Origin of the sequence: Bacillus sp. V26 (assembly GCF_034296245.1) — a bacterium.
GTDB classification, from domain to species: Bacteria; Bacillota; Bacilli; order Bacillales; family Bacillaceae; genus Bacillus; species Bacillus halotolerans.
Map to the genome: position 1 here is coordinate 13990 of NZ_JAXKQF010000002.1, position 21735 is coordinate 35724.

Genomic DNA, 21735 nt, shown 5'->3' on the forward strand with positions numbered 1-21735 from the left:
AGTGCCGTTACTCTGTTGGTCATGCTGTCTGCATGCGGAAATACGAAGCACATGGAAATCAAAGAGGCAGATGTTTCAGATATTGAAAAAAACAGAATGAAGATTGCGGCTCCGCATTCATTCGCTGCTGAAGTGACTAATATCAATGAAAGCATTTCTGAAGCGGACATGTACATTGAACATTACCAAAACGGAAAGCTTGTTGAAACGATAGGTCCGGTAACTGCTGACTACACGGAAGAAAATCCCGCTACATTACAATTTGTTTATTTTGAGAATGAGGAAGATCAGAAAAAAATGAGCACCGTTCACTTTGGTATTGTTGATGAACAAGGGAGCAGCACGGCTGCTTCATCGTTTCAGCGTGACGTCAGCGCTGCACAGGAAATGACTCAAAATATATCATAGCGGAGCCAATTTCCTTTGGGAAACCGGTATTGATCGGCAGCAGCATAAAGGATTCTAACGGTACAATGAAAACCTCTGAAAACAAAAATGAACTGATTAAACATAAAGATGCTCTGCTTTATTATGTTGAATGGACGGCTTCGGCCGTCTGTTTAACCGAGCGGTGTACTTGCATTTTAGAATACATCATGATACATTTTAAATCGTAAATATTACGATTTAAAGGAGGCTTTTTCTTGGCTAAGAAATCAAAAGTGGCAAAAGAATTAAAACGCCAGAAGCTTGTTGAACAATATGTTGCTATCAGACAAGAGTTAAAGGCAAAAGGAGATTACGAAGCACTCAGCAAGCTGCCGAGAGATTCAGCATCGGGAAGACTCCATAACCGCTGTATGGTAACGGGCCGCCCGAGAGGATATATGAGAAAATTTAAAATGTCCAGAATTGCATTTAGGGAGCTGGCGCATAAAGGCCAAATTCCTGGTGTGAAAAAAGCAAGCTGGTAAGAAAAAACTCCGGACGATTACACCGCGCCGGAGTTTTTTTCATTTTTCTTGAAGGAAATGACGTAGGATATGTGCTGGATGATCATGATGATAAACACGATAATAATAGGGAAAAAGGGAATGTGTGACTGAAACAGCGGATAAAAAATGAGCAGGACAGCGGCGGCAGGCAGTGAAAAGTAGACGGCGATATATGACGCACGGCAGGCTTTTGCCGTCATCATCTGCTCTCTTTCATCCTGTTCCTCAAATTCATCTGGCAGCAGGAGATTCTTTGAAGCAGGCCCGCTTTTCTTTTGTAAATACATATAAACCGTAGCTGCCGCAATAAAAAGAATAAACGGGGTGATGTTTATTTCAAACATCATCTGGCCGTTCTTTGTGCGGAAAAAGGCTCCAATGCCTTCTGAAGCTTTAAAGTATGCAACAAGTGTCCAGCATGCAAGGCCAAACAAAACGAGGTGAAATGCTGCTTTTGTTTTCATGCCCATATTAGTCTTCCTCCTCTAGCCAAAAGACATCCTCCATATGCATGGAGAAAGCTTTGCAGATTTTTAATGCTAATAACAGTGAGGGAACATAGTCTCCTTTTTCAATTGCTGCTACCGTTTGTCTCGTGACGCCGACCGTTTCTCCGAGTTTTTCCTGAGAATAGCTGAAGCGCGCTCTGAGCTCTTTCACTTTATTTTTCATCATGACGTCTGCCACCTTCATATTCTCACTTTCTTCCATTGTATAGTTTATTTAACATTATGTAAATGTAACTTAACAACATTGCAAAAATACAAATTTTTTTCGACAAATTTTTTATATTCCCTTGACGAAAATTTAATAAACGTGTAACATAATAAAAGTCAAAGCGGTGCTGACACCGACAATCACAAATGCGGGTGTAGTTTAGTGGTAAAACCTCAGCCTTCCAAGCTGATGTCGTGAGTTCGATTCTCATCACCCGCTCCATACATACGTTATTAACGCAGTGTTTCGTTTCTCAGATAAACGAAGTATTGCGTTTTTTTATGTAAAAAAGAACACGAATCTCGTGTTCTTTTACGTAAGCCAATGTACTGTATGGCCGCCGCCGTGAATTTGTTCAAACATTTTCGTTAATGATGTTAAAAGGTTAACGGCGTTTTCTTTTTCAATCGATGGCGGGAAAAAGATGATTTGCAGCATGCTTTTTGTATCTGCTGTGACGGGTTTTTGATTGACGTTGGTTTTGAAGTCGCCGAATACACCGTTTTCATCAGAATAAATCAGTATGTTATCTTTTTCTCCTATTGATATCCGGATAGGCTCCTGAAGCTTGCCGGTATCATAGATCATAATGGGGAGAGAATATTTTAACGAGAAAAAATGTATGGTATCATGGGCTGAATCCTCGCTTTCCATGAATTGTTCTTTGGATATGGGGATCAGCATTTGCTCCATCGGCGTTTTTTCTCCCTCGAATGAAGGGTCCAGCTGCTTAAAGATTGTCTGCCATTCTTTGACGTAAGGCTGGTCCGATATTCCGCCGTCCGCATAGTCAAAAAACAGAGACTCTTGAAATAAACGAAGTCTGCCTTTCAGCATTTGCGGAGAGGAGCCGACTTCAATATTTTCATATATCACAGCGGCTGCATTTATTCCTGCCGCACGTTCAGTAATAACAGGATCAAGTTTGATATTCACATGTATTCACTCCAATTACGGGATATCAACCTATTATACAACGGCTTATTGTTTTATCACAAAGAAAGGAGGCTGTGCAAACCATGAACGTTTATCAGCTGAAAGAAGAATTAATTGAATACGCGAAAAGCATTGGCGTGGACAAGATCGGTTTTACGACCGCTGATACATTTGACAGTTTAAAAGACCGTTTGATTCTTCAGGAGTCACTCGGATATCTTTCCGGTTTTGAAGAGCCTGATATTGAAAAAAGAGTGACGCCGACGCTGCTTTTGCCGAAAGCGAAATCAATCGTGGCCATTGCACTTGCTTATCCTTCGAGAATGAAGGATGCGCCAAGAAGCACGCGAACTGAGCGCAGAGGCATTTTTTGCAGAGCCTCCTGGGGAAAGGACTATCATGACGTCCTGCGGGAAAAGCTCGATCTTCTGGAGGATTTTCTGAGAAGCAAGCATGAGGATATCAGGACAAAATCAATGGTCGATACGGGTGAATTGTCTGATCGGGCAGTGGCGGAACGGGCCGGAATTGGGTTCAGCGCCAAAAACTGTATGATTACAACGCCAGAGTACGGGTCTTATGTGTATTTGGCGGAAATGATTACAAATATACCTTTCGAGCCGGATGTGCCGATTGAGGATATGTGCGGATCATGCACCAAATGTTTAGATGCTTGCCCGACGGGAGCGCTTGTGAACCCTGGGCAGCTCAACGCTCAGCGCTGTATATCTTTTCTGACCCAGACAAAAGGATTTTTGCCGGATGAATTCCGCACAAAAATCGGAAACCGCCTGTATGGATGCGATACGTGCCAAACGGTATGTCCAATCAATAAAGGGAAGGATTTTCATCTGCATCCTGAAATGGAACCGGACCCCGAGATTGCAAAACCGTTGCTGAAGCCGCTTTTAACCATCAGCAACCGTGAATTTAAAGAGAAATTCGGACATGTTTCAGGCTCGTGGCGCGGAAAAAAACCGATTCAGCGGAATGCGATTCTGGCGCTTGCCCACTTTAAAGACACCTCCACACTGCCTGAACTGACGGAGCTTATGCATAAAGATCCGCGCCCGGTAATCAGGGGAACGGCTGCCTGGGCTATCGGGAAAATCGGAGACAACACATACGCGGAGGAGCTTGAAAAAGCACTGGAAAACGAAAATGATGAAGAGGCAAAGCAGGAAATTGAAAAAGGAATTGAATTGCTAAAAGCCGGCATGACTAAATAAGTCTTGTCCTGACATACGTATAGAGCAGAAGGAAAAAACACTTGAGATGCAGCCAAGTGTTTTTTCTCTATAAAAAAGTATGTCGGGTGGGGTGAGCTTGAAGCACATATTAGAACAACTAGCGGAGGAGCGTCTCAGCTATCTGGTCAACGGGCATGATCTGAGACAGGAGCCTCAAGTCGGAGACCTGGAAGTCATGGAACGAAAGAAAAAGCTTCTGGAAAAACGTAAGATTGAGATGATAAAAGCGAAAGCAAAAGCTGTCATTGACTATGTGCAGGTTGAGGATGACGGAACCGCCTGCATCAGGTATATCATACACTTCGAATATCTATACAAGGAGCAGGATGACAGTCTGTATATGGAAGAGCAGATAGAAGAAAGAGTCGCTTTTGTTTATGATCAAATTCTGATTAAGGATCAGGAAGTGATAAAAAAACCGGCGGGGTTTAGTGAAGGCCAAAGCATTATTGACTATTCACAGGAAGAAAGGGAAGCGTTTGGCCGGGCTTTTCAATATGACCGGCTCGGAGCGGTACAATATGCCGAAAAATATTGGAACAAGCGTAATCCGGCTTATAAAAATTTCAGCGATAATTGTACGAATTTTATTTCTCAGTGTCTTCATGCAGGAGGAGCGCCAATGCGCGGTCACCCGAACAGAGGATCTGGCTGGTGGATGAACCAAAGCTCGTGGAGCTATAGCTGGACGGTGGCGCACTCGATGAAAATGTATTTGACGAATTCCAAGGCCGGCCTTCGGGCGGTTCGGGTGAAATCAGCGGAAGAGCTGGTGCCGGGTGATGTGATTTGCTATGATTTTGAGGGAGACGGCCGGTTTAATCATACAACGATTGTGGTGGCGAAGGACAAAGGCAATATGCCGCTTGTCAACGCCCAGTCCTATGACAGCCGGATGAGGTATTGGTCATACGAGGATTCAACTGCATACACACCGTCTATCCGATATGCCTTTTTTCATATCGTTGATGATACGACAAAAGAGTAATTAATGATATAATGATGGGCGGATAAGAAAAATAGAGGTGAACACAGTGGCATTACATGTCGTTTTATATCAACCAGAAATTCCTGCTAATACAGGGAATATCGCACGTACTTGCGCAGCAACAGATACAACGCTCCACCTGATTCGTCCGCTCGGCTTTTCAACAGATGATAAAATGCTGAAGCGCGCCGGACTTGATTATTGGGAGTTTGTAAACGTAGTGTATCATGACTCGTTAGAAGAATTATTTGAGGCATATAAAAACGGGCAGTTTTTCTTCATCACGAAATTCGGCCAAAAGCCGCATACATCTTTTGACTACACGGATATTGACGAGGATTATTTCTTTGTGTTCGGAAGAGAAACAAGCGGTTTGCCAAAGGAATTAATTCAAAATAATATGGACCGATGCCTGCGTCTTCCGATGACAGAGCATGTCAGATCGCTAAATCTGTCCAATACCGCAGCGATTTTAGTGTATGAGGCACTGCGTCAGCAAAATTACCGAGATTTAAAATAGTGAAAAACCCGCTCATGTGTATGGGCGGGTTTTTTGTGTTATGGAACTTTATTCTGGGCTTAACAACGTAACAGTGTTATGTTACAATATATCCATCAAAGGAGCTGGACTTATGGAAGATCAATTAATCTCTAAAAAAGAATTGCTTGAAGAAACATCCATCTCATACGGTCAGCTGTATCGATGGAAACGAAAAAATTTAATCCCTGAGGAGTGGTTTATACGTAAATCTACATTTACAGGGCAAGAGACGTTTTTTCCTAGAGAGGATATTTTAAAGCGCATTTCAGTCATTCAAAAGATGAAAGAAAATTTGTCTTTGGATGAGATGCGGGAGATGCTGTCACCGAAAATGAAGGTTGTGAGCATGACAGCTGATGAATTGCTGACGAAAGGTTTGATTTCAAAGCCGGCTCTCCATGTCTTTTCAGAAGGCGGAGCTGACACGGTGTTTTCTTCTCGGGATCTATTGTCGCTGTATGTGCTTGAAGGGCTTTTGCAGTCCGGAAATGTCAGCTTGGAAGAAGCGAAAATGGCTGCTGAGGTATTGAGGAAGTATGATACAGCGGAGATCAAGAAGCAGACGGAACTGATCATTTTACGCAAGCTGGGTGTAACGACTTGTTTTATAGCGGCTGCCGCAGACAGCATCCTTTTTGAGTCGTCCGTCAAGATTGTCGAAAGAGTGGATTTAGCAAATGCTTCAGAGGAACTAAAGACAAAATATATGCAGGAGGGCCATCAATGGAAATAATGGATAATCTGGTGATAAACGGTTCGGGGAGTTCGAAGGGCGGAAAATTTCAATCAGTTGAGATTAATGGCAGCGGAACTGTGGCCGGAGACGTGGAGTGTGACACTTTTTCATTTAACGGGACCGGTAAAGCGGATGGGAGCGTCAAGGCAAAAACAGTAACCATCAGCGGTTCAGGGAAAATTCATGGGGATGTTAAAGCAGAATCCATCCGCATGAATGGAACAGGCTTTATTCAAGGTGAGACCGCCGCTAAACAATTGAAGGTTGCGGGATCGTCAACATTTGGCGGAACAGTCAAGGCTGATGACATTGTGATCACCGGAAAGGCGGTCATGGAAGCTGATTGTGAAACGGAAAGATTTCAGACCGAAGGGAAATGCAAAGTCAGCGGTCTTTTAAATGCTGATCAGGTGAATATCAAGCTTTCTTCCGGAGAGAGTTATGTGCGGGAAATCGGCTGCCGCCATCTTCAAGTGACGGGCAGAAAAGGGATGCTGACATTGCTGAAGCTGATGCCGACCCCTGTGTTAACGGCTGAACTGATCGAGGGGGACGTGATTGAGCTGACAAATACGAACGCCAAGACTGTGCGGGGAAACACAGTGAAAATCGGTCCGAACTGCCGGATTGAGACCGTGGAATACAGCGGTGATTATACTTGTGATCCGAACGCTTCGGTAGGCACGTACACAAGAATGTAAGGAGGATCATATGGAAACAGTAAAATTAGGGAATTTAAAATTATATGGTGCCGGGCACGCTGCGGGAGGCGCCTATCACCAGGTCAGCATCAAAGGTGAAGGTACGGTTGGAGAAGGACTGTCCGCTGCAGGCTGCCGCATATACGGCACAGGCCGTTTTCTCGGGAACGCGGAGACTGAACGGCTGAAAGTATTCGGAGAAAGCGAGTTTGAAGGCGATTTGACTGCGGGCAAAATCAGCATATATGGGACGATTCAAGTCAGAGGCGCTCTTCATGTTGGCCGATTGAAGCTGAAGGGTCTGACTGAGATCGGCGGCAATATGGCGGGGGATTCGTGCGAAGCAAAAGGAAAGCTCAGCGTGAAAGGCGATTGTGAAACCGAATCGTTCCATATCACTGGCTGTGTGGACGTAACAGGTTTGTTGAATGCAGGCGAGATTGATATCGGATTGAGCCATGATGCCAGCCGGGTCCGGGAAATAGGCGGAACGTCCATTACAGTAAAAAAACGTGCGCGCTTTTTTACGCGAAAAAAAGCGAAACTAATTGCGGAGCTGATTGAAGGAGATAAAATCTATTTGGAAAATACCGAGGCGGCGGTTGTCAGAGGGAAAGAAGTTGTTATCGGGCCAGGCTGTAAAATCGGCACAGTTGAGTTTGAAAACAAATGCGAATGCGATCAGCATTCAAAAATGATCAAAAGAATTAAGTTGTAAAACATTGTTCTGTTACAAAGAAAAAGGGTGCTCTCAGGAGGGAGCACCCTTTTCTTTTTATTCTTTTCCCGGCTTGCTATCGTACCCTGCGGTAAAAATTGATACTAAAAAAGTGACAATGACTCCCATCATGATGATTGTTTTCACCGTCTCTCCCCCTCTTCAATTTTTCCTGCTGTCCGAGTCTGGATGATTCTGTATTTTCTTTATTATGAACGCACGCAGTCTGCCTTGTCAACGCTGTATAAGGTATCTTTATTTTTAAGAAACCAAAGCATGTATCACGAGCTGACGGCATAGATTGTATCAAAGTACCTTTTTTTGCACAGCGCATCAAACATGATAGAGGAGGTCCTTATGGATATATTAAAGAAAATTGAAAAGTACAGAGAGGAAGAGCAGCGTCTGAAATGGGAAGGAACATTCGCTGATTATTTGGAGATTATTAAAGAGAATCCAATGGTCGCGCAATCTGCTCATTCTCGTGTTTTTAATATGATAAAAGACAGCGGGATAGAGGAGATTGACGGACGGAAGAAGTACAGCTTTTTTGACCGCGAGCTGTTCGGGCTTGAAGAATCCCTCGAGCGCCTTGTGGAAGAATATTTTCATCCGGCTGCGAAAAGGCTTGATGTCAGAAAGCGGATTCTGCTTTTAATGGGCCCTGTGAGCGGCGGTAAGTCAACGCTGGTCACGATGCTCAAAAAAGGTCTTGAAGCGTACACGCTGACGGATAATGGTGCTGTATACGCGATTAAAGGCTGCCCGATGCACGAGGACCCCCTTCATTTAATCCCTCATCATTTGCGGGAGGATTTTTACAGAGAATACGGCATTAGAATAGAAGGAAGTCTTTCACCATTAAATGTGATGAGGCTGGAGGAAGAGTACGGAGGGCGTATTGAAGATGTGAGGGTGGAGCGGATCTTCTTTTCTGAGGATAAGCGTACTGGAATCGGCACCTTCAGCCCGTCTGACCCGAAATCTCAGGATATTGCCGATTTGACGGGAAGTATTGATTTTTCAACCATTGCCGAGTACGGTTCTGAATCTGATCCGCGCGCCTACCGGTTTGACGGAGAGCTGAACAAGGCGAACCGAGGCATGATGGAGTTTCAGGAGATGCTGAAATGTGATGAGAAGTTTCTCTGGCATTTGCTCTCACTGACACAGGAAGGGAATTTTAAAGCCGGGCGATTTGCGTTAATTTCTGCTGATGAGCTGATCGTAGCTCACACGAATGAAACGGAGTATCGCTCATTTATTTCTAATAAGAAAAACGAAGCCCTGCACTCCAGAATTATTGTGATGCCTGTTCCTTATAACTTAAAAGTGTCTGAGGAAGAAAGAATTTATGAAAAAATGATCGCAGAAAGTGATGTATCGGATGTTCATATTGCTCCTCACACCCTTAAGGTCGCCGCGATGTTTTCAATCCTTACGAGATTAAAAGAGCCGAAGCGGTCTGATATTGATCTGGTGAAGAAAATGAGACTGTATGACGGAGAAAGTGTGGAAGGCTTTAATTCAGTAGACGTTGAGGACATGAAGAAAGAATATAATGATGAGGGGATGAGCGGAATTGACCCGCGCTACGTGATCAACCGCATTTCTTCAACCATTATCAGAAAAAATATGGAGTCGATCAATTCCCTTGATGTTCTCCGTTCTTTAAAAGAAGGACTTGATCAGCATCCGTCTATTTCAAACGAGGATCGGGAGCGGTACTTGAATTTTATTTCTGCAGCCCGTAAGGAATATGATGATATTGCGAAGAAGGAAGTCCAAAAAGCGTTTGTGTATTCATATGAAGAATCAGCCAAAACGCTCATGGATAATTATCTCGACAACGTAGAGGCTTATTGCAATAAAAATAAGCTGCGTGATCCTTTGACAGGGGAAGAAATGAATCCGGACGAAAAGCTGATGAGATCGATCGAAGAACAGATCGGCATTTCCGAAAACGCGAAAAAAGCGTTCCGCGAAGAAATCTTAATCCGCATCTCCGCTTATGCGAGAAAAGGAAAGCGGTTTGACTACAATTCCCATGAAAGACTGCGTGAAGCCATTCAGAAAAAATTGTTTGCTGATTTGAAGGATGTCGTTAAAATTACGACCTCAACGAAAACGCCTGATGAGCAGCAGCTGAAGAAAGTAAATGAAGTCGTAGCCCGTTTAATTGATGAGCACGGCTACAACTCGACGAGTGCCAATGAGCTGCTGAAATACGTCGGCAGCCTGCTGAACCGATAAGCAAGTGACCCGTCCGAACAGGGCGGGTTGTTTTGTACCATTTTCTAAATAGTTTGTCAATTAACTGTACTTATGCGCATATGATGAATATAAATCTTTTCGAAAGACTTGTTTCATAATCTGGCACAAGCCGGAATAGGTATGTATCACGACCACAAATGGTTAAGGAGGGGAATTCATGTCCCAAAATGACAGCGGCCATTTTTTAATTTCTGAGGAAAACTGGTCCCTCCATCGCAAAGGCTTCGATGACCAGCAGCGCCACCAAAAAAAAGTACAGGAAGCCATAAAAAACAATCTCCCGGATCTCGTAACCGAGGAAAGCATTATTATGTCTAACGGCAAAGATGTAGTGAAAATTCCAATCCGATCACTGGATGAGTATAAAATCCGCTATAACTACGATAAAAATAAACATGTAGGGCAAGGGGACGGCGACAGCCAGGTTGGAGATGTTGTAGCCCGGGACGGATCAGACAAAAAGCAGGGGCCGGGTAAAGGCCAGGGAGCCGGAGATCAGGCAGGCGAAGATTATTATGAAGCAGAAGTTTCACTAATGGATTTAGAAGAAGCGCTCTTCAAAGAATTAGAGCTTCCGAATCTTCAGCAAAAAGAAAGAGATAATATCATCCACACGGATATTGAGTTTAACGATATCCGTAAAACAGGGTTAACCGGTAATATTGATAAGAAAAGAACAATGATGTCGGCTTTTAAACGCAACGCGATGACAGGGAAGCCGTCTTTCTATCCGATTTATCCGGAGGACTTAAAATATAAAACATGGAATGATGTCACGAAGCCTGAGTCAAAAGCTGTCGTGTTAGCAATGATGGATACGAGCGGCAGTATGGGCGTGTGGGAAAAGTACATGGCGAGAAGCTTCTTTTTCTGGATGACCCGCTTTTTACGGACGAAATATGAAACAGTTGAAATTGAATTTATTGCCCATCATACAGAAGCGAAAGTTGTGTCTGAGGAAGATTTCTTTTCAAAGGGAGAAAGCGGCGGAACAATCTGTTCTTCCGTATATCGAAAATCGCTTGAGCTGATCGATGAAAAATACAGCCCCGCCCGTTATAATATTTACCCTTTTCATTTCTCTGACGGCGACAATCTCACATCTGATAATGCCCGGTGCGTGAAATTGGTGAATGATATTATGAAGAAAGCAAATTTATTCTGTTATGGCGAGGTCAATCAATACAATAGACACTCAACGTTAATGTCGGCTTATAAAAATGTGAAAGACGAGAAATTCAAATACTATATTTTAAAGCAGAAGTCAGACGTTTTTCAGGCGCTGAAGAACTTTTTTAGAAATGAAGAAACTGGCATCAGCCATCAATTATCCTAGTGAAGAGCCCATTTCAGGGCTTTTTTTTATTTAAAAAAAGTAAGAAAGCGATTACGAAAAAAATAAGAAGAAAAAAGGAATTTTTCCTTTGACAAATCTTCTTTCATTTATTAATATTTTATCTTGTGAACTATTATTGAGGAATGAGGTGAAAAGGAGTTGACTGAATCAGAACGTGCTTTGCTCACTTTTGAACAGCTCTTCGATACGTCTCGGGCTATCTATAAAAAACAGAAGAAGATATTGGAGATTGTGCTTGAGCCTTTTGATATTACAGTCCTTCAATATTTACTGATGTTTAAAATTCATCAAAGCGGAAGCACGCCGCTCAGCAAGCTGGCCATGTCTCTTGATCTTAAGCCTGCTTCTGTGACCCGGATGACCGATATCCTATATAACCGGCAATTGATGAATCGATATGACAGTCCGGGTGACCGCCGTATCGTCATGATTCAGTTAACCGAAGAGGGGGAAAAACTTTTACAGAAAGCCGCTGTGCAATACGCGAATTTGGGCGCAAGCCTGTATCAGAAGCTTGACACGTCTCAGCTTCAATATTTGCGTAAGCTTGCCGGGAGTTTATCTAAGCTCGCTGAAGGCTGTGCAGAAAAAAGCGGTAATTGAAAACTTCCCACATATTTTCACCAGCTTTCCACAAAATGATAGAGGAAGAAACGAAAGGAGAAAAACAAAATGAACAGAGGACGTTTAATTCTGACCAACATTATCGGTTTGATTGTTGTTCTTGCAATTATAGGCGGAGGTGCTTATTACTATTATCAAAGCACAAACTACGTAAAAACAGATGAAGCAAAAGTAGCCGGCGATATGGCAGCTATCTCAGCTCCAGCAGCAGGTAAAGTATCCGACTGGGATCTTGAAGAAGGAAAAACAGTGAAAAAAGGCGACACAGTTGCAAAAATCAAAGGTGAACAAACTGTTGATGTAAAATCCATCATGGATGGAACAATTGTGAAAAACGAAGTGAAAAACGGACAAACCGTTCAAGCTGGTACTACAATTGCGCAAACGATTGACATGGACAACCTGTACATCACAGCAAATATTAAAGAAACAGATATTGCGGATGTTGAAGTAGGAAATAGTGTAGACGTAGTAGTTGACGGAGATCCTGATACAACTTTTGACGGTACTGTAGAAGAAATTGGCTATGCGACTAACTCAACTTTTGATATGCTTCCATCTACAAATTCAAGCGGAAACTACACAAAAGTAACGCAAAAAGTTCCTGTGAAAATTTCAATCAAAAACCCATCTGATAAGGTGCTTCCAGGTATGAATGCATCTGTTAAGATTTCTGAGTAAAACAGATCAGTCATCAAACCATGAAAGGAGGTTGTCTTAGATGGCTACAGGCAAAGAAAAAAATACAAAAAGCCCTATGACATTGCTGATTGTGCTAATGGCGGGTTTGTTTTTGGCAATACTAAACCAAACATTGCTTAACGTCGCAATGCCGCACTTAATGACTGAATTTGGCGTAAGTGCAACGACGATTCAGTGGCTGACAACAGGTTACATGCTTGTTAACGGCGTATTGATTCCGTTATCTGCCTTCCTGATTACACGTTTTGGCCAACGGAGTCTCTTTCTCGTCGCCATGTTCTGTTTTACGCTCGGTACGTTAGTCTGCGGTATCGCACCTAACTTCTCTGTAATGCTGATCGGCCGTTTGATCCAGGCCGTGGGCGGAGGTATCTTGCAGCCGCTCGTTATGACAACCATTCTGTTAATCTTCCCGCCTGAAAGCAGGGGGAAAGGAATGGGGATTTTCGGACTTGCGATGATGTTTGCTCCAGCGGTCGGCCCGACTCTTTCTGGGTGGATTATTGAGCATTACACATGGCGCATCATGTTTTACGGACTTGTGCCGATCGGCGCAATTGTTATCATCGTGGCTTTCTTCATCTTTAAGAATTTGGTGGAGCCGCAAAAAATCAAACTCGACACTCTTGGAGCGATCCTCTCAATTGTCGGTTTCGCATCCTTATTATACGGAGTCAGTGAAGCGGGTTCTGACGGCTGGACCGATCCGATTGTACTGTCTACAGTTATAATCGGCGTCATTGCAATTATTGCTTTTGTTGTTCAGCAATTGCGCCATGATGATCCGATGCTTGATTTCAGAGTGTTTAAATACGACATTTTCTCACTCTCAAGTGTTATTAATATCATTATTACAGTGGCACTTTACACTGGTATGTTCCTGTTACCGATCTATCTGCAAAACCTGGTCGGATTTACGGCGCTTCAATCCGGTCTGCTTCTGCTTCCGGGTGCGATCGTGATGCTGATCATGTCACCGATCTCAGGTATTTTGTTTGATAAATTCGGCCCGAGACCGCTTGCGATTATCGGTCTGGTCGTGACAGTGGTGACAACATTCCAATATACGCAATTGACCATCGATACACCATATACACACATTATGCTTGTATACTCAATTCGCGCATTCGGTATGTCACTCTTAATGATGCCTGTCATGACAGCCGGGATGAACCAGCTTCCTGCCCGTCTGAACAGTCACGGAACGGCGATGAGCAACACGCTCCGCCAAATCAGCGGATCAATTGGAACAAGCTTAATTACGACGATTTATACAAACCGCACGACATTCCATTATTCACAAATTGCAGATAAAACAAGCACGGCGGACCCGAACTTCCTCCATGCGTTCCAAAATGCAGTTTCGAATATAATGGTGAATATGAATGTGCCTTATGAAACAGCGAAAACGTATGTTTACTCACATATTTATAAACACGCGACACTCGATTCAAACGTCATGGGGATTAATGACGCCTTTATGTGGGCGACATTATTCTGTGTGGCAGGTGTGATTCTCAGTCTTTTCCTGCGTGATGTCAGAAAAGATAAATTGCGTGCGGAGAAAAAGAAAAAAGAGGAGCTTTCATTGCTTCCGGCTCCAAAAGAAGTTAAGGAATCTTAAACTGTACAGGGAGGTTTCCTGAATGAAAATTTATGTAGTGTATGACAGTGAAGGCGAACATACAAAGGTATTGGCAGAAGCGATTGCTGAAGGCGCTCGGGAAAACGACGCGGCTGAAGTATTCATCGACCACGTAGATCAGGCGGATATCCGCAAGCTTAAAGACATGGACGCGATTATTTGGGGATGCCCCGGGCATTTCGGAACAATCAGTGCAGGTCTGAAAACTTGGATCGACAGACTCGGCTACTTATGGGCTGAAGGCGAGCTGATCAACAAAGTCGGCGCAGTATTCTGCACAACGGCAACAACACACGGCGGCTTGGAAATGACAATGCACAACTTAATCACGCCAATGTTCCACCAAGGGATGATTGTTGTCGGTCTGCCTGGCAATGTGCCTGAAAACGCGCTGTACGGTTCTTACTACGGAGCGGGCGTCACTTGCCCTGTAGACAGTGATGAGTTAATGTCTGAGGAAGGTATCCAGCTGGGCCGCGCATTAGGAAGACGCGTCAGCCAAGTCACAGGAAACTTAACAGCCGGACAGTAAGGAGAGGTTAAAATGGCCATTATTATAGCAATTATTGCTGCTGTCATTGTGATTGCGGGCCTTATCACGTATAACGTCCGCAATGCCTCTGCTGGACTCGAGAAGCGAGAAACAGCTGAAAAAATCGCCCCTCCAGAAGAGGAAGAAAACGAAGCGCAATACCCTGCTGAAGCACGGGCTGCTGAGCATGTCCCAGCCGTTGTAAAAACTGACTCTGAAAAAGAGAAAAGTGACTCAATTGGGGATGACTTCTACAGGCAGGCGCTTCAAAAGTTTAAGCATTCTGAGGAAGATCAGAAAGACAAAGAGGTCACTGAAAAAAGTGACAAAATGCAGGACAGCAGTTATCGTGATGCGCTGCTCTCCATGAAAAATAAAAAGAAATAATATCAAAGGCAAATCCGTTTACTCATGGCGGGTTTGCTTTTTTTTATGCTGTTTTAAATGCATAAAACTTGGTTTTTTATAAAATAAATCCATGGAATATGTTGTATTTCAGAAAGTTCTAGTGTACTATTTGAGTCATACACTTCATGAGTGTTTTTAGGAGGAAAAACAATGAAACCGTTTTGGGGTTTAGTAAAAAAGGATTTGAGACTGTCAAAAATGCGGTTTTTTGCATGTCTCGGTGCAGTCATACTTTTAGCTGCCGGAAGCTTTTTAGTAGAACGATTGACTGAAGCGCCTTTAGCTGCTTTTGGATGCTGGGTAATGCTTGCCATTTTTCAAGTGTTTTTAGCTCCTTTGCTGGTCTACAATAGTCTTCGTATAGAGGGGAAAAACCAGCTATGGTTATATAATCCGAACGGCGCAGCCGCGCTTTTACTATCGAAGCTGACTGCCGGTCTTGTCTATCAATTTATTTTTCAGTTTTTGATTTCAGTTTACGGAGTCTTTCTTTATCAGTACCTTGACTCAAAAGCGCTCATTGCTGATCAAGTTCCGCTTGCAGGCACTATACTGATCTTTAATCTTTATGGGCTGGTATTTACTGCTTATCTTTCCTGTGCGGTGATCCTGCTGTGGATTGTGTTTCATTCTTTAAAATCGAGTTCTTCCTTCATCAGACGGTTTCGGTGGTTCATTTGTATGTTACTGGGGGTAGGGTGGTTTTATGTAGAGGACCATTTGATCATGCCTTGGCTGACACCGCTGGATAAACTGTATTATTTCACAACGTATGGAGATGTCGGTTTTACATACAAGGGATCCTTAGGGTGGAGCGTGGAATTAAACATCTTCCATCTTCCATATCCGTCTATTATTGTCATGCTGGTTTTGGCAGCTGTATTTCTTTTTCTGGCTTCCAGGCTCCTGCAGCGAAAAGTTGAGGTGTAGAGAACATGAGACAAGACTTTCAATCCTCTAAACCGATTTATTTGCAAATTGCTGATCAAATCTTTTATAGGCTGGTCAGACAGGAGCTTGTTCCCGGAGACAAGCTGCCGTCTGTCAGAGAAATGGCAATTCAAACAAAAGTAAATCCGAATACGATTCAAAGAACCTACAGTGAAATGGAAAGGCTGGGAATTGTGGAGACAAGAAGAGGGCAAGGGACGTTTATCGCTGACAAAGCTGAAATCGTGGATGAACTGAAAGAGAGGCTTACCCGTGAAGTGTTTGAAAGCTTTATTCATCAAATGGCAGAGCTGGGATTAACAAAAGAAGAAATGCTGGCAGGCATTAAAAAATACACGGATGGAGGACAGGAATGAATATTGTATTTGACAATGTGTCTAAGAGATACGGCGGCCACACGGCGCTAAACAATATATCCTTCACTTTATATCCGGGAAAAATTTACGGATTTTTGGGCTCGAATGGCAGCGGGAAATCGACAACCTTGAAATTAATCGCCGGATTGATGTTTCCTACTTCAGGTTCAGTGCAAGCGGGTGAACAGCCTGTAACAAGAGACATGATCAAGCAGACGGCTTATCTAACAGAATTAGACATGTTTTATCCCGGATTTACGGTGAAAGATATGCTCGATTTTTACGAATCACAGTTCCCTGACTTTCAGATGGAAAAAGCCTATCAGCTGCTTGAGGAAATGCAGCTGAAGCCTGAAAAAAAGATAAAGCAGCTTTCTAAGGGGAATCGAGGCCGTCTTAAAATCGTGCTGGCACTATCAAGAAAAGCTTCCGTCATTCTGCTGGATGAGCCTTTTTCCGGTCTTGATCCAATGGTCAGGGATTCAATCGTAAACAGCCTCGTTTCTTATATTGATTTTGAGCAGCAGATCGTTGTCATTGCGACACACGAAATTGATGAAATTGAAATCCTGCTTGACGAGGTCATCGTGCTCGCCGACGGAGAAAAAATGGCACAGCGTGATGTAGAAGAGATTCGTGAGCAGGAAGGTATGTCCGTGCTGCAATGGTTTAAAACGAATATGGAAGTTTACTAGAAAGAGGAGGAATTTGATGAAAACAGTATTGGAATTAAAAAATGTGACAAAAAACATCAGAGGCCGGACGATCATTGATCATCTGAGCTTTACGATTCGCGAAGGCGAAGTATTTGGATTTCTGGGACCGAACGGAGCAGGGAAAACGACGACAATCAGAATGATGGTCGGTTTAATGAAGCTGTCACAAGGTGACGTGCTCATTTGCGGCCAATCAATCACAAAAGATTATGCCAAGGCAATCAAACATATCGGGGCTATTGTAGAGAATCCAGAGCTGTATAAATTCTTAAGCGGATATAAAAATCTCCAGCAATACGCAAGGATGGTAAAGGGTGTCACGAAGGAAAAAATTGATGAAGTGGTAGAACTGGTAGGCCTCAAAGAAAGAATCCATGATAAAGTGAAAACCTACTCTCTGGGAATGAGACAGCGTCTCGGCTTGGCACAATGCCTTCTGCACGATCCGAAAGTGCTGATTTTGGATGAACCGACAAACGGCCTTGATCCGGCGGGAATCAGAGAAATCAGGGACCATTTAAAGAAGCTGACGCGAGAAAGAGGAATGTCTGTCATCGTATCAAGCCATCTGCTGTCAGAAATGGAACTGATGTGTGACCGAATTGCGATTATCCAAAAAGGAAAGCTTATCGATATTCAGAATGTAAGAGATGAAATAACTGATGAAAAGGATACATATTTCTTCCATGTGGAGCAGCCGAAGGAAGCTGCTGCGATTCTAAAAGAATATGATTCGGTAATCAAGACAAACGGTTTGGGAATCAAATTGGCTAAAGAGGACGTCCCTGCAGTCATTGAATTGCTGGTCATGCAGCAAATCTGCATTTATGAAGTCAAAGTGATTACAAAATCATTAGAGGACCGTTTCTTAGAAATCACAGGCGAAGCAAAAGAGGAGGTTCAGCATGCTTAATTTGATTTATAATGAGTGGATCAAAATTTTCAGCCGTGTCGGAACATGGGTGATGATCGGAATCCTTGCTTTGACAATGATCGGGTGGGCATTTTTAACAAACCACTTTTCAACCGATGAAGCAAATCCGAAGTGGAAAGAAACGCTTCAAGCACAAAATGCTGATTTGAAGAAGGCAATGAAAGAAGATCCTTCCCTGAAAGGACAATATGAAGAAACGATCACAATCAATAACTATCGCATTGAACATAATATCCCGAGTGACACTGGATATACCGTTTGGTCTTATGTAACGGATTCTGCCGGTTTTACAATCCTTACTGGGCTGTTCACGATTATAATCGCAGCTGGCATCGTCGCAAACGAATTTAACTGGGGTACGGTTAAGCTGTTAATGATCCGGCCGCTCAGCCGTTTTCAAATTCTGCTTTCTAAATATATTACCGTTCTTTTATTTGGTTTCTTATTGCTGTTTATATTATTTATGGGTTCAACTTTGCTGGGACTGGTCTTTTTCGGAACAGGCGGGGACACTGCCGCGAATGTTCATTTAATCTATAAGGACGGTCATGTATTGGAACAAAACATGCTGGGATATTTGGCCAAAACGTATCTCTCAGAATCTGTTGCGGCTTTAATGCTGGCTACGATGGCATTTATGCTGTCCGCAGTATTCAGAAACAGCTCTCTTGCTGTAGGGTTTTCTATCTTTTTATTGGTAACGGGCACGACAGCCACTGCATTTATGGCGATGAAGTTCGACTGGGCGAAGTATATTTTATTTGCCAATGTTGATCTGATGCAGTATGTAGAAGGAACACCGATAGTGGAAGGGATGACAATGACTTTCTCTATTGTGATGCTGGCGATTTACTTTGTCGTCTTCCTGTTGCTAGCTTTCGGAATCTTTATGAAACGGGATATTGCGAACTAATGAAAAAAGCTGTTTTGCATAAGCAAAACAGCTTTTTCTTTAAAATAAAAACTGCAGGCTTGCACCTGCAGTTTTTATTATCAATTTATGCTTACGCTTCTTTAGTAACGTTAGCAGCTTGTGGTCCACGGTTTCCTTCAACGATTTCGAAAGAAACTGATTGGCCTTCTTCTAAAGTTTTGAAGCCTTCGCCTTGAATAGCAGAGAAATGAACGAATACATCGTCTTGACCTTCTACTTCGATGAATCCGAAACCTTTTTCAGAGTTGAACCATTTTACTTTACCTTCTAACATGAAATTTCCTCCTAAAGCGATCATAACGCTTAAATTCACTATTCTTGCTCTAAAACAAACTTCCAAGACGAAAACTCTTACAAAACTTTCTTCTTAAAGATAGTTCGAACAAAAATAATTACCTTTACTCTACCAGTAATTTTGAGAAAAAACAACTGTTAAACGAAACTTTTTTCGGAAAATAACATATTATTTTTCATTTTGATATTTATTTGCCGAAATGTATCTGTTTTTTCGATACGTGATCATATGTTTGCAGGACTTTTTACTTTAATATCTCTTTACGGAAAGGTAGGGTAATAGTAATTGACAACCTTATCTGATATGAGTAAGGTAAAGTTAACCAATGTTACAAATGACAACGTTTATCAACGAAGAGCGTCTGATTTTTATGTCTGATATTGCTTGCATGCTCTAATAAATAGATAGGAGTATGGTGTCACAATGAAAAAGTGGCTTGTATGCAGTTTAGTTCTTATTTTTTTCATTTCATTTACTGCATGCTCACCGTCAGCAGAACATGAAACGATAAAAATTGGAATTGCTGAGTCGGACGAAGCGATATGGAACTATATCGCAAAAAAGGCTGAAGCGGAAGGGCTTGATATTCAGCTGATTCCATTCTCTGATTATGCAGAATCAGATATTGCGCTGGCTAACAAAGAGATTGATGCCAATGCTATTCAATCCATTTCATATTTTCAGTCGTTTTCAAAGAAATACAAACATAAACTGGCACCGCTCGGCACGACATACATAGCGCCTATGGGCATTTATTCAAAACGATATCAGCGAATCAAAGATATTCCGCGCGGTGCAGTTGTTGCTGTCCCGGATGAAGCGCTCGATTTTGGGCGAGCCCTTACGCTGCTGCAGGAAGCGGGTTTGCTTACTTTGAAGAACGGATTTAACGGAACCGGTTCAATTGATGTGATAAAAGATAATCCGAAACACTTGAAATTGAAAACCGTACGCCAACAGGATGTATTGAGCGGAGCTGACGTGTTTGTGATGAAAACAGCCGCCGCAAAAAAAGCGGGATTGAACCCGCAGAAGCATACATTAAAGGGCGGCAGACAAACCGGGAAGGAAGATATGAATGTAATTGTTGTCAGAGCTGAGGACAGAGATCGCGAAACACTGCAAACCATCCTTGAACTCTATCAATCAGATGATACAGCGGCATTTATAGAGAAGGAGTATCAAGGGATGCTTGTTCCCGCTTTTTTGCCTTTACATCGTCTTTCAGATTGGAAGAATGAATTCAAAACATGAATTCATTCTTTTTTTTCGGAAAACCATACTTTGTTTCGGCCGCTTTCTTTCGCTTTATACAGCATTTGATCAGCAAGAACCGGCAAGGTTTCCGGCTTATCTGTGTTTCGGGGGTAATGGGCTACTCCCAGTGAGGCCGTAACGGCAAGCTTTTCCCCGTTTGTTAATACAACCGGTGTATGACTAATCGAGTGCCTGATCCGTTCAGCGATTTGGAATGCTTTCTCGGGCGTGCAATTTGGCAAGAGGACGGCAAATTCCTCGCCGCCGATCCGTGCGGCAGGATCAGTGTTGCGGATATTTTGTTTTAGTCGGGATCCCAGCTCTTTTAGAACCTGATCCCCCTCATGATGGCCGTATTGGTCGTTAATGGTTTTAAAGTGATCGATATCCATATAAATAAGCGAAAATTGTAAAGATGGAGTGTGTGCAGCCTGTTGATACAGGTCTTGTGTGATTTCTTCAAACTTTCTGCGGTTATAAATACCTGTCAAAAAGTCAAAGTGCGCCTGGAACTTATACTGTTTAAATAAAAGATGTGCATTTGTTTCATGCTCGATAATATATAGGCTGAGCATGCCGCCGATAATTGAAATCAGCCAAAAGTAAAAGTGAAGCTTAAGTGAATAGATATCAACAAATACATAGAAGAAAAAGGAGATGAAACCATTTGAAATGATTAAAAGTAACAGAACGTGTTTCAGCTGAACTTTTTCTCTCCTTGATGCAATAAGTGACAGCACGGCAGCAATGCAAATTGTAATGATGGAATACAGCGCTGATTCATTCAAGCTGATCAGCATGCGGCCTGCTGCGATTATCATCAGGGCTGCCGCCGTAGACACCCAGCCTCCATAAAGAGCGGCGATCATAATAGGGATATTTCGAAAATCTATGATTGAATGGTGATACGTCAAACCAAAATTCATAAGAATAACCCCGAGGAGACCGCAGGCAGTTCCTTTTATTAACTGAAAGGACAGGCGGTCTTTTTTATGTATTAACCTTTCTTTAAACAGGTGGGTGAACAGATAATTAAATGTGATTAAAATGGTCAAATTTACGAACAGTTCTTTCAGCAATATTATCACCCTTATATAAGTTACTAAAGAAAGGGGGGAATGAAAAGAACAAAAACGGTATTCATTGGGTTTTTTTATCCAAATATTGATGCTGAAATAATTCTTACTTGAACTATCGGAATTTGTGTAATATAGTATATAAGAAAAAT

General features: G+C 42.7%; 24 protein-coding genes, 1 tRNA gene and 2 pseudogenes. 22 read left to right on the forward strand and 5 right to left on the reverse strand.

All coding sequences use genetic code 11. The features are described from left to right. Nucleotides 1-21: 21 nt before the first annotated feature. Nucleotides 22-539 (forward strand): annotated as a pseudogene (locus tag UJ203_RS07325) (hypothetical protein); the annotation flags it as partial. Between the two features lie 105 nt (nt 540-644). Further along, nucleotides 645-914: a 30S ribosomal protein S14 gene (rpsN, locus tag UJ203_RS07330; protein ID WP_322009546.1), complete on the forward strand. Its 270-nt coding sequence runs from the start codon at nt 645-647 to the stop codon at nt 912-914. 17 nt (nt 915-931) lie between these two features. Here the strand turns inward: rpsN and UJ203_RS07335 are convergent, their stop codons facing one another. Next, nucleotides 932-1405, reverse strand: a complete 474-nt coding sequence (locus UJ203_RS07335; protein ID WP_322009548.1) for a hypothetical protein — start codon at nt 1403-1405, stop codon at nt 932-934. A 1-nt stretch (nt 1406) separates the two neighbouring features. Further along, nucleotides 1407-1607, reverse strand: coding sequence for a helix-turn-helix transcriptional regulator (locus UJ203_RS07340; protein ID WP_322010611.1), 201 nt, complete (start codon nt 1605-1607; stop codon nt 1407-1409). A gap of 193 nt (nt 1608-1800) precedes the next feature. Between UJ203_RS07340 and UJ203_RS07345 the strand changes: the two genes are divergently transcribed. Beyond that, nucleotides 1801-1874 (forward strand) — tRNA-Gly (locus UJ203_RS07345). A 90-nt stretch (nt 1875-1964) separates the two neighbouring features. Here the strand turns inward: UJ203_RS07345 and UJ203_RS07350 are convergent. After that, nucleotides 1965-2588, reverse strand: a complete 624-nt coding sequence (locus tag UJ203_RS07350) for a hypothetical protein (RefSeq protein WP_322009550.1) — start codon at nt 2586-2588, stop codon at nt 1965-1967. A gap of 83 nt (nt 2589-2671) precedes the next feature. On the opposite strand from UJ203_RS07350, the gene queG reads away from it, so the two are divergent. The 18 genes and pseudogenes from queG to UJ203_RS07440 all read left to right on the forward strand — a co-directional run bounded on the left by queG (nt 2672) and on the right by UJ203_RS07440 (nt 18934). After that, the gene (gene queG, locus UJ203_RS07355) at nt 2672-3817 is read left to right on the forward strand and encodes a tRNA epoxyqueuosine(34) reductase QueG (RefSeq protein ID WP_322009552.1); all 1146 of its coding nucleotides are present in this window, start codon (nt 2672-2674) and stop codon (nt 3815-3817) included. A 79-nt stretch (nt 3818-3896) separates the two neighbouring features. After that, nucleotides 3897-4826 (forward strand): amidase domain-containing protein, encoded by a 930-nt coding sequence (locus UJ203_RS07360; RefSeq protein ID WP_101863735.1) that lies wholly within the window; start codon nt 3897-3899, stop codon nt 4824-4826. Between the two features lie 37 nt (nt 4827-4863). After that, nucleotides 4864-5346, forward strand: a complete 483-nt coding sequence (trmL, locus tag UJ203_RS07365) for a tRNA (uridine(34)/cytosine(34)/5-carboxymethylaminomethyluridine(34)-2'-O)-methyltransferase TrmL (RefSeq protein WP_322009555.1) — start codon at nt 4864-4866, stop codon at nt 5344-5346. A 112-nt stretch (nt 5347-5458) separates the two neighbouring features. Beyond that, a complete protein-coding gene (locus tag UJ203_RS07370; protein ID WP_322009557.1) occupies nt 5459-6100 on the forward strand; it encodes a YhbD family protein in 642 nt (213 codons plus the stop codon). After that, nucleotides 6091-6804: a bactofilin family protein gene (locus tag UJ203_RS07375; protein ID WP_322009559.1), complete on the forward strand. Its 714-nt coding sequence runs from the start codon at nt 6091-6093 to the stop codon at nt 6802-6804. Before UJ203_RS07370 ends, UJ203_RS07375 begins: the two co-directional genes overlap by 10 nt. A 10-nt stretch (nt 6805-6814) precedes the next feature. Further along, nucleotides 6815-7522, forward strand: coding sequence for a hypothetical protein (locus UJ203_RS07380; RefSeq protein WP_322009561.1), 708 nt, complete (start codon nt 6815-6817; stop codon nt 7520-7522). A gap of 357 nt (nt 7523-7879) precedes the next feature. Next, nucleotides 7880-9775 carry a serine/threonine protein kinase PrkA gene (gene prkA / locus UJ203_RS07385; RefSeq protein WP_024120689.1) on the forward strand — a complete coding sequence of 632 codons (1896 nt, stop codon included), beginning with the start codon at nt 7880-7882 and terminating at the stop codon, nt 9773-9775. Nucleotides 9776-9953: 178 nt separating this feature from the next. Further along, entirely contained in the window at nt 9954-11132 is a 1179-nt protein-coding gene (gene yhbH / locus UJ203_RS07390) for a sporulation protein YhbH (protein WP_095713766.1), read from the forward strand. A gap of 159 nt (nt 11133-11291) precedes the next feature. Next, the gene (locus UJ203_RS07395) at nt 11292-11756 is read left to right on the forward strand and encodes a MarR family transcriptional regulator (protein ID WP_101860915.1); all 465 of its coding nucleotides are present in this window, start codon (nt 11292-11294) and stop codon (nt 11754-11756) included. A gap of 35 nt (nt 11757-11791) precedes the next feature. After that, nucleotides 11792-12458, forward strand: a pseudogene (locus UJ203_RS07400) (HlyD family efflux transporter periplasmic adaptor subunit). Nucleotides 12459-12498: 40 nt separating this feature from the next. Further along, complete coding sequence (locus UJ203_RS07405; RefSeq protein WP_095713765.1) at nt 12499-14103, forward strand: MFS transporter; 1605 nt, start codon at nt 12499-12501, stop codon at nt 14101-14103. Nucleotides 14104-14125: 22 nt separating this feature from the next. Next, nucleotides 14126-14656: an NAD(P)H-dependent oxidoreductase gene (locus UJ203_RS07410; protein ID WP_003224063.1), complete on the forward strand. Its 531-nt coding sequence runs from the start codon at nt 14126-14128 to the stop codon at nt 14654-14656. Nucleotides 14657-14668: 12 nt separating this feature from the next. Next, entirely contained in the window at nt 14669-15043 is a 375-nt protein-coding gene (locus tag UJ203_RS07415) for a hypothetical protein (protein ID WP_024120693.1), read from the forward strand. 171 nt (nt 15044-15214) lie between these two features. Continuing rightward, nucleotides 15215-15994, forward strand: a complete 780-nt coding sequence (locus UJ203_RS07420; RefSeq protein WP_322009572.1) for a hypothetical protein — start codon at nt 15215-15217, stop codon at nt 15992-15994. Between the two features lie 5 nt (nt 15995-15999). After that, on the forward strand, nt 16000-16371 hold the full coding sequence (locus UJ203_RS07425; protein ID WP_322009574.1) for a GntR family transcriptional regulator: 372 nt from the start codon (nt 16000-16002) through the stop codon (nt 16369-16371). Beyond that, nucleotides 16368-17066, forward strand: coding sequence for an ABC transporter ATP-binding protein (locus tag UJ203_RS07430; protein ID WP_101863743.1), 699 nt, complete (start codon nt 16368-16370; stop codon nt 17064-17066). The genes UJ203_RS07425 and UJ203_RS07430 overlap by 4 nt, the downstream gene beginning before the upstream one ends. Nucleotides 17067-17082: 16 nt before the next feature. Beyond that, nucleotides 17083-18000, forward strand: coding sequence for an ABC transporter ATP-binding protein (locus UJ203_RS07435; RefSeq protein WP_322009577.1), 918 nt, complete (start codon nt 17083-17085; stop codon nt 17998-18000). Next, a complete protein-coding gene (locus tag UJ203_RS07440) occupies nt 17993-18934 on the forward strand; it encodes an ABC transporter permease (RefSeq protein ID WP_322009579.1) in 942 nt (313 codons plus the stop codon). The genes UJ203_RS07435 and UJ203_RS07440 overlap by 8 nt, the downstream gene beginning before the upstream one ends. A gap of 91 nt (nt 18935-19025) precedes the next feature. Here the strand turns inward: UJ203_RS07440 and cspB are convergent, their stop codons facing one another. Further along, on the reverse strand, nt 19026-19229 hold the full coding sequence (gene cspB / locus UJ203_RS07445) for a cold shock-like protein CspB (RefSeq protein ID WP_010333511.1): 204 nt from the start codon (nt 19227-19229) through the stop codon (nt 19026-19028). A gap of 444 nt (nt 19230-19673) precedes the next feature. Here cspB and UJ203_RS07450 point away from each other — a divergent pair, with 444 nt between their 5' ends. After that, nucleotides 19674-20504 (forward strand): MetQ/NlpA family ABC transporter substrate-binding protein, encoded by an 831-nt coding sequence (locus UJ203_RS07450; protein WP_322009582.1) that lies wholly within the window; start codon nt 19674-19676, stop codon nt 20502-20504. A gap of 2 nt (nt 20505-20506) precedes the next feature. Here the strand turns inward: UJ203_RS07450 and UJ203_RS07455 are convergent, their stop codons facing one another. Continuing rightward, nucleotides 20507-21586, reverse strand: a complete 1080-nt coding sequence (locus UJ203_RS07455; protein ID WP_322009584.1) for a diguanylate cyclase — start codon at nt 21584-21586, stop codon at nt 20507-20509. Between the last annotated feature and the right edge of the window lie 149 nt (nt 21587-21735).

What these genes read in the sequence shown, in the direction of transcription:
- UJ203_RS07375 (WP_322009559.1), top strand. Translation starts at nt 6,091, where the DNA reads ATGGAAATAATGGATAATCTGGTGATAAACGGTTCGGGGAGTTCGAAG.
- UJ203_RS07450 (WP_322009582.1), top strand. Translation starts at nt 19,674, where the DNA reads ATGAAAAAGTGGCTTGTATGCAGTTTAGTTCTTATTTTTTTCATTTCA.
- UJ203_RS07370 (WP_322009557.1), top strand. Translation starts at nt 5,459, where the DNA reads ATGGAAGATCAATTAATCTCTAAAAAAGAATTGCTTGAAGAAACATCC.
- queG (WP_322009552.1), top strand. Translation starts at nt 2,672, where the DNA reads ATGAACGTTTATCAGCTGAAAGAAGAATTAATTGAATACGCGAAAAGC.
- UJ203_RS07435 (WP_322009577.1), top strand. Translation starts at nt 17,083, where the DNA reads ATGAAAACAGTATTGGAATTAAAAAATGTGACAAAAAACATCAGAGGC.
- cspB (WP_010333511.1), bottom strand. Translation starts at nt 19,229, where the DNA reads ATGTTAGAAGGTAAAGTAAAATGGTTCAACTCTGAAAAAGGTTTCGGA.
- UJ203_RS07360 (WP_101863735.1), top strand. Translation starts at nt 3,897, where the DNA reads ATGTCGGGTGGGGTGAGCTTGAAGCACATATTAGAACAACTAGCGGAG.
- UJ203_RS07340 (WP_322010611.1), bottom strand. Translation starts at nt 1,607, where the DNA reads ATGAAAAATAAAGTGAAAGAGCTCAGAGCGCGCTTCAGCTATTCTCAG.
- UJ203_RS07415 (WP_024120693.1), top strand. Translation starts at nt 14,669, where the DNA reads ATGGCCATTATTATAGCAATTATTGCTGCTGTCATTGTGATTGCGGGC.
- UJ203_RS07335 (WP_322009548.1), bottom strand. Translation starts at nt 1,405, where the DNA reads ATGGGCATGAAAACAAAAGCAGCATTTCACCTCGTTTTGTTTGGCCTT.
- UJ203_RS07380 (WP_322009561.1), top strand. Translation starts at nt 6,815, where the DNA reads ATGGAAACAGTAAAATTAGGGAATTTAAAATTATATGGTGCCGGGCAC.
- UJ203_RS07405 (WP_095713765.1), top strand. Translation starts at nt 12,499, where the DNA reads ATGGCTACAGGCAAAGAAAAAAATACAAAAAGCCCTATGACATTGCTG.
- UJ203_RS07420 (WP_322009572.1), top strand. Translation starts at nt 15,215, where the DNA reads ATGAAACCGTTTTGGGGTTTAGTAAAAAAGGATTTGAGACTGTCAAAA.
- UJ203_RS07425 (WP_322009574.1), top strand. Translation starts at nt 16,000, where the DNA reads ATGAGACAAGACTTTCAATCCTCTAAACCGATTTATTTGCAAATTGCT.
- UJ203_RS07410 (WP_003224063.1), top strand. Translation starts at nt 14,126, where the DNA reads ATGAAAATTTATGTAGTGTATGACAGTGAAGGCGAACATACAAAGGTA.
- prkA (WP_024120689.1), top strand. Translation starts at nt 7,880, where the DNA reads ATGGATATATTAAAGAAAATTGAAAAGTACAGAGAGGAAGAGCAGCGT.
- yhbH (WP_095713766.1), top strand. Translation starts at nt 9,954, where the DNA reads ATGTCCCAAAATGACAGCGGCCATTTTTTAATTTCTGAGGAAAACTGG.
- UJ203_RS07430 (WP_101863743.1), top strand. Translation starts at nt 16,368, where the DNA reads ATGAATATTGTATTTGACAATGTGTCTAAGAGATACGGCGGCCACACG.
- UJ203_RS07440 (WP_322009579.1), top strand. Translation starts at nt 17,993, where the DNA reads ATGCTTAATTTGATTTATAATGAGTGGATCAAAATTTTCAGCCGTGTC.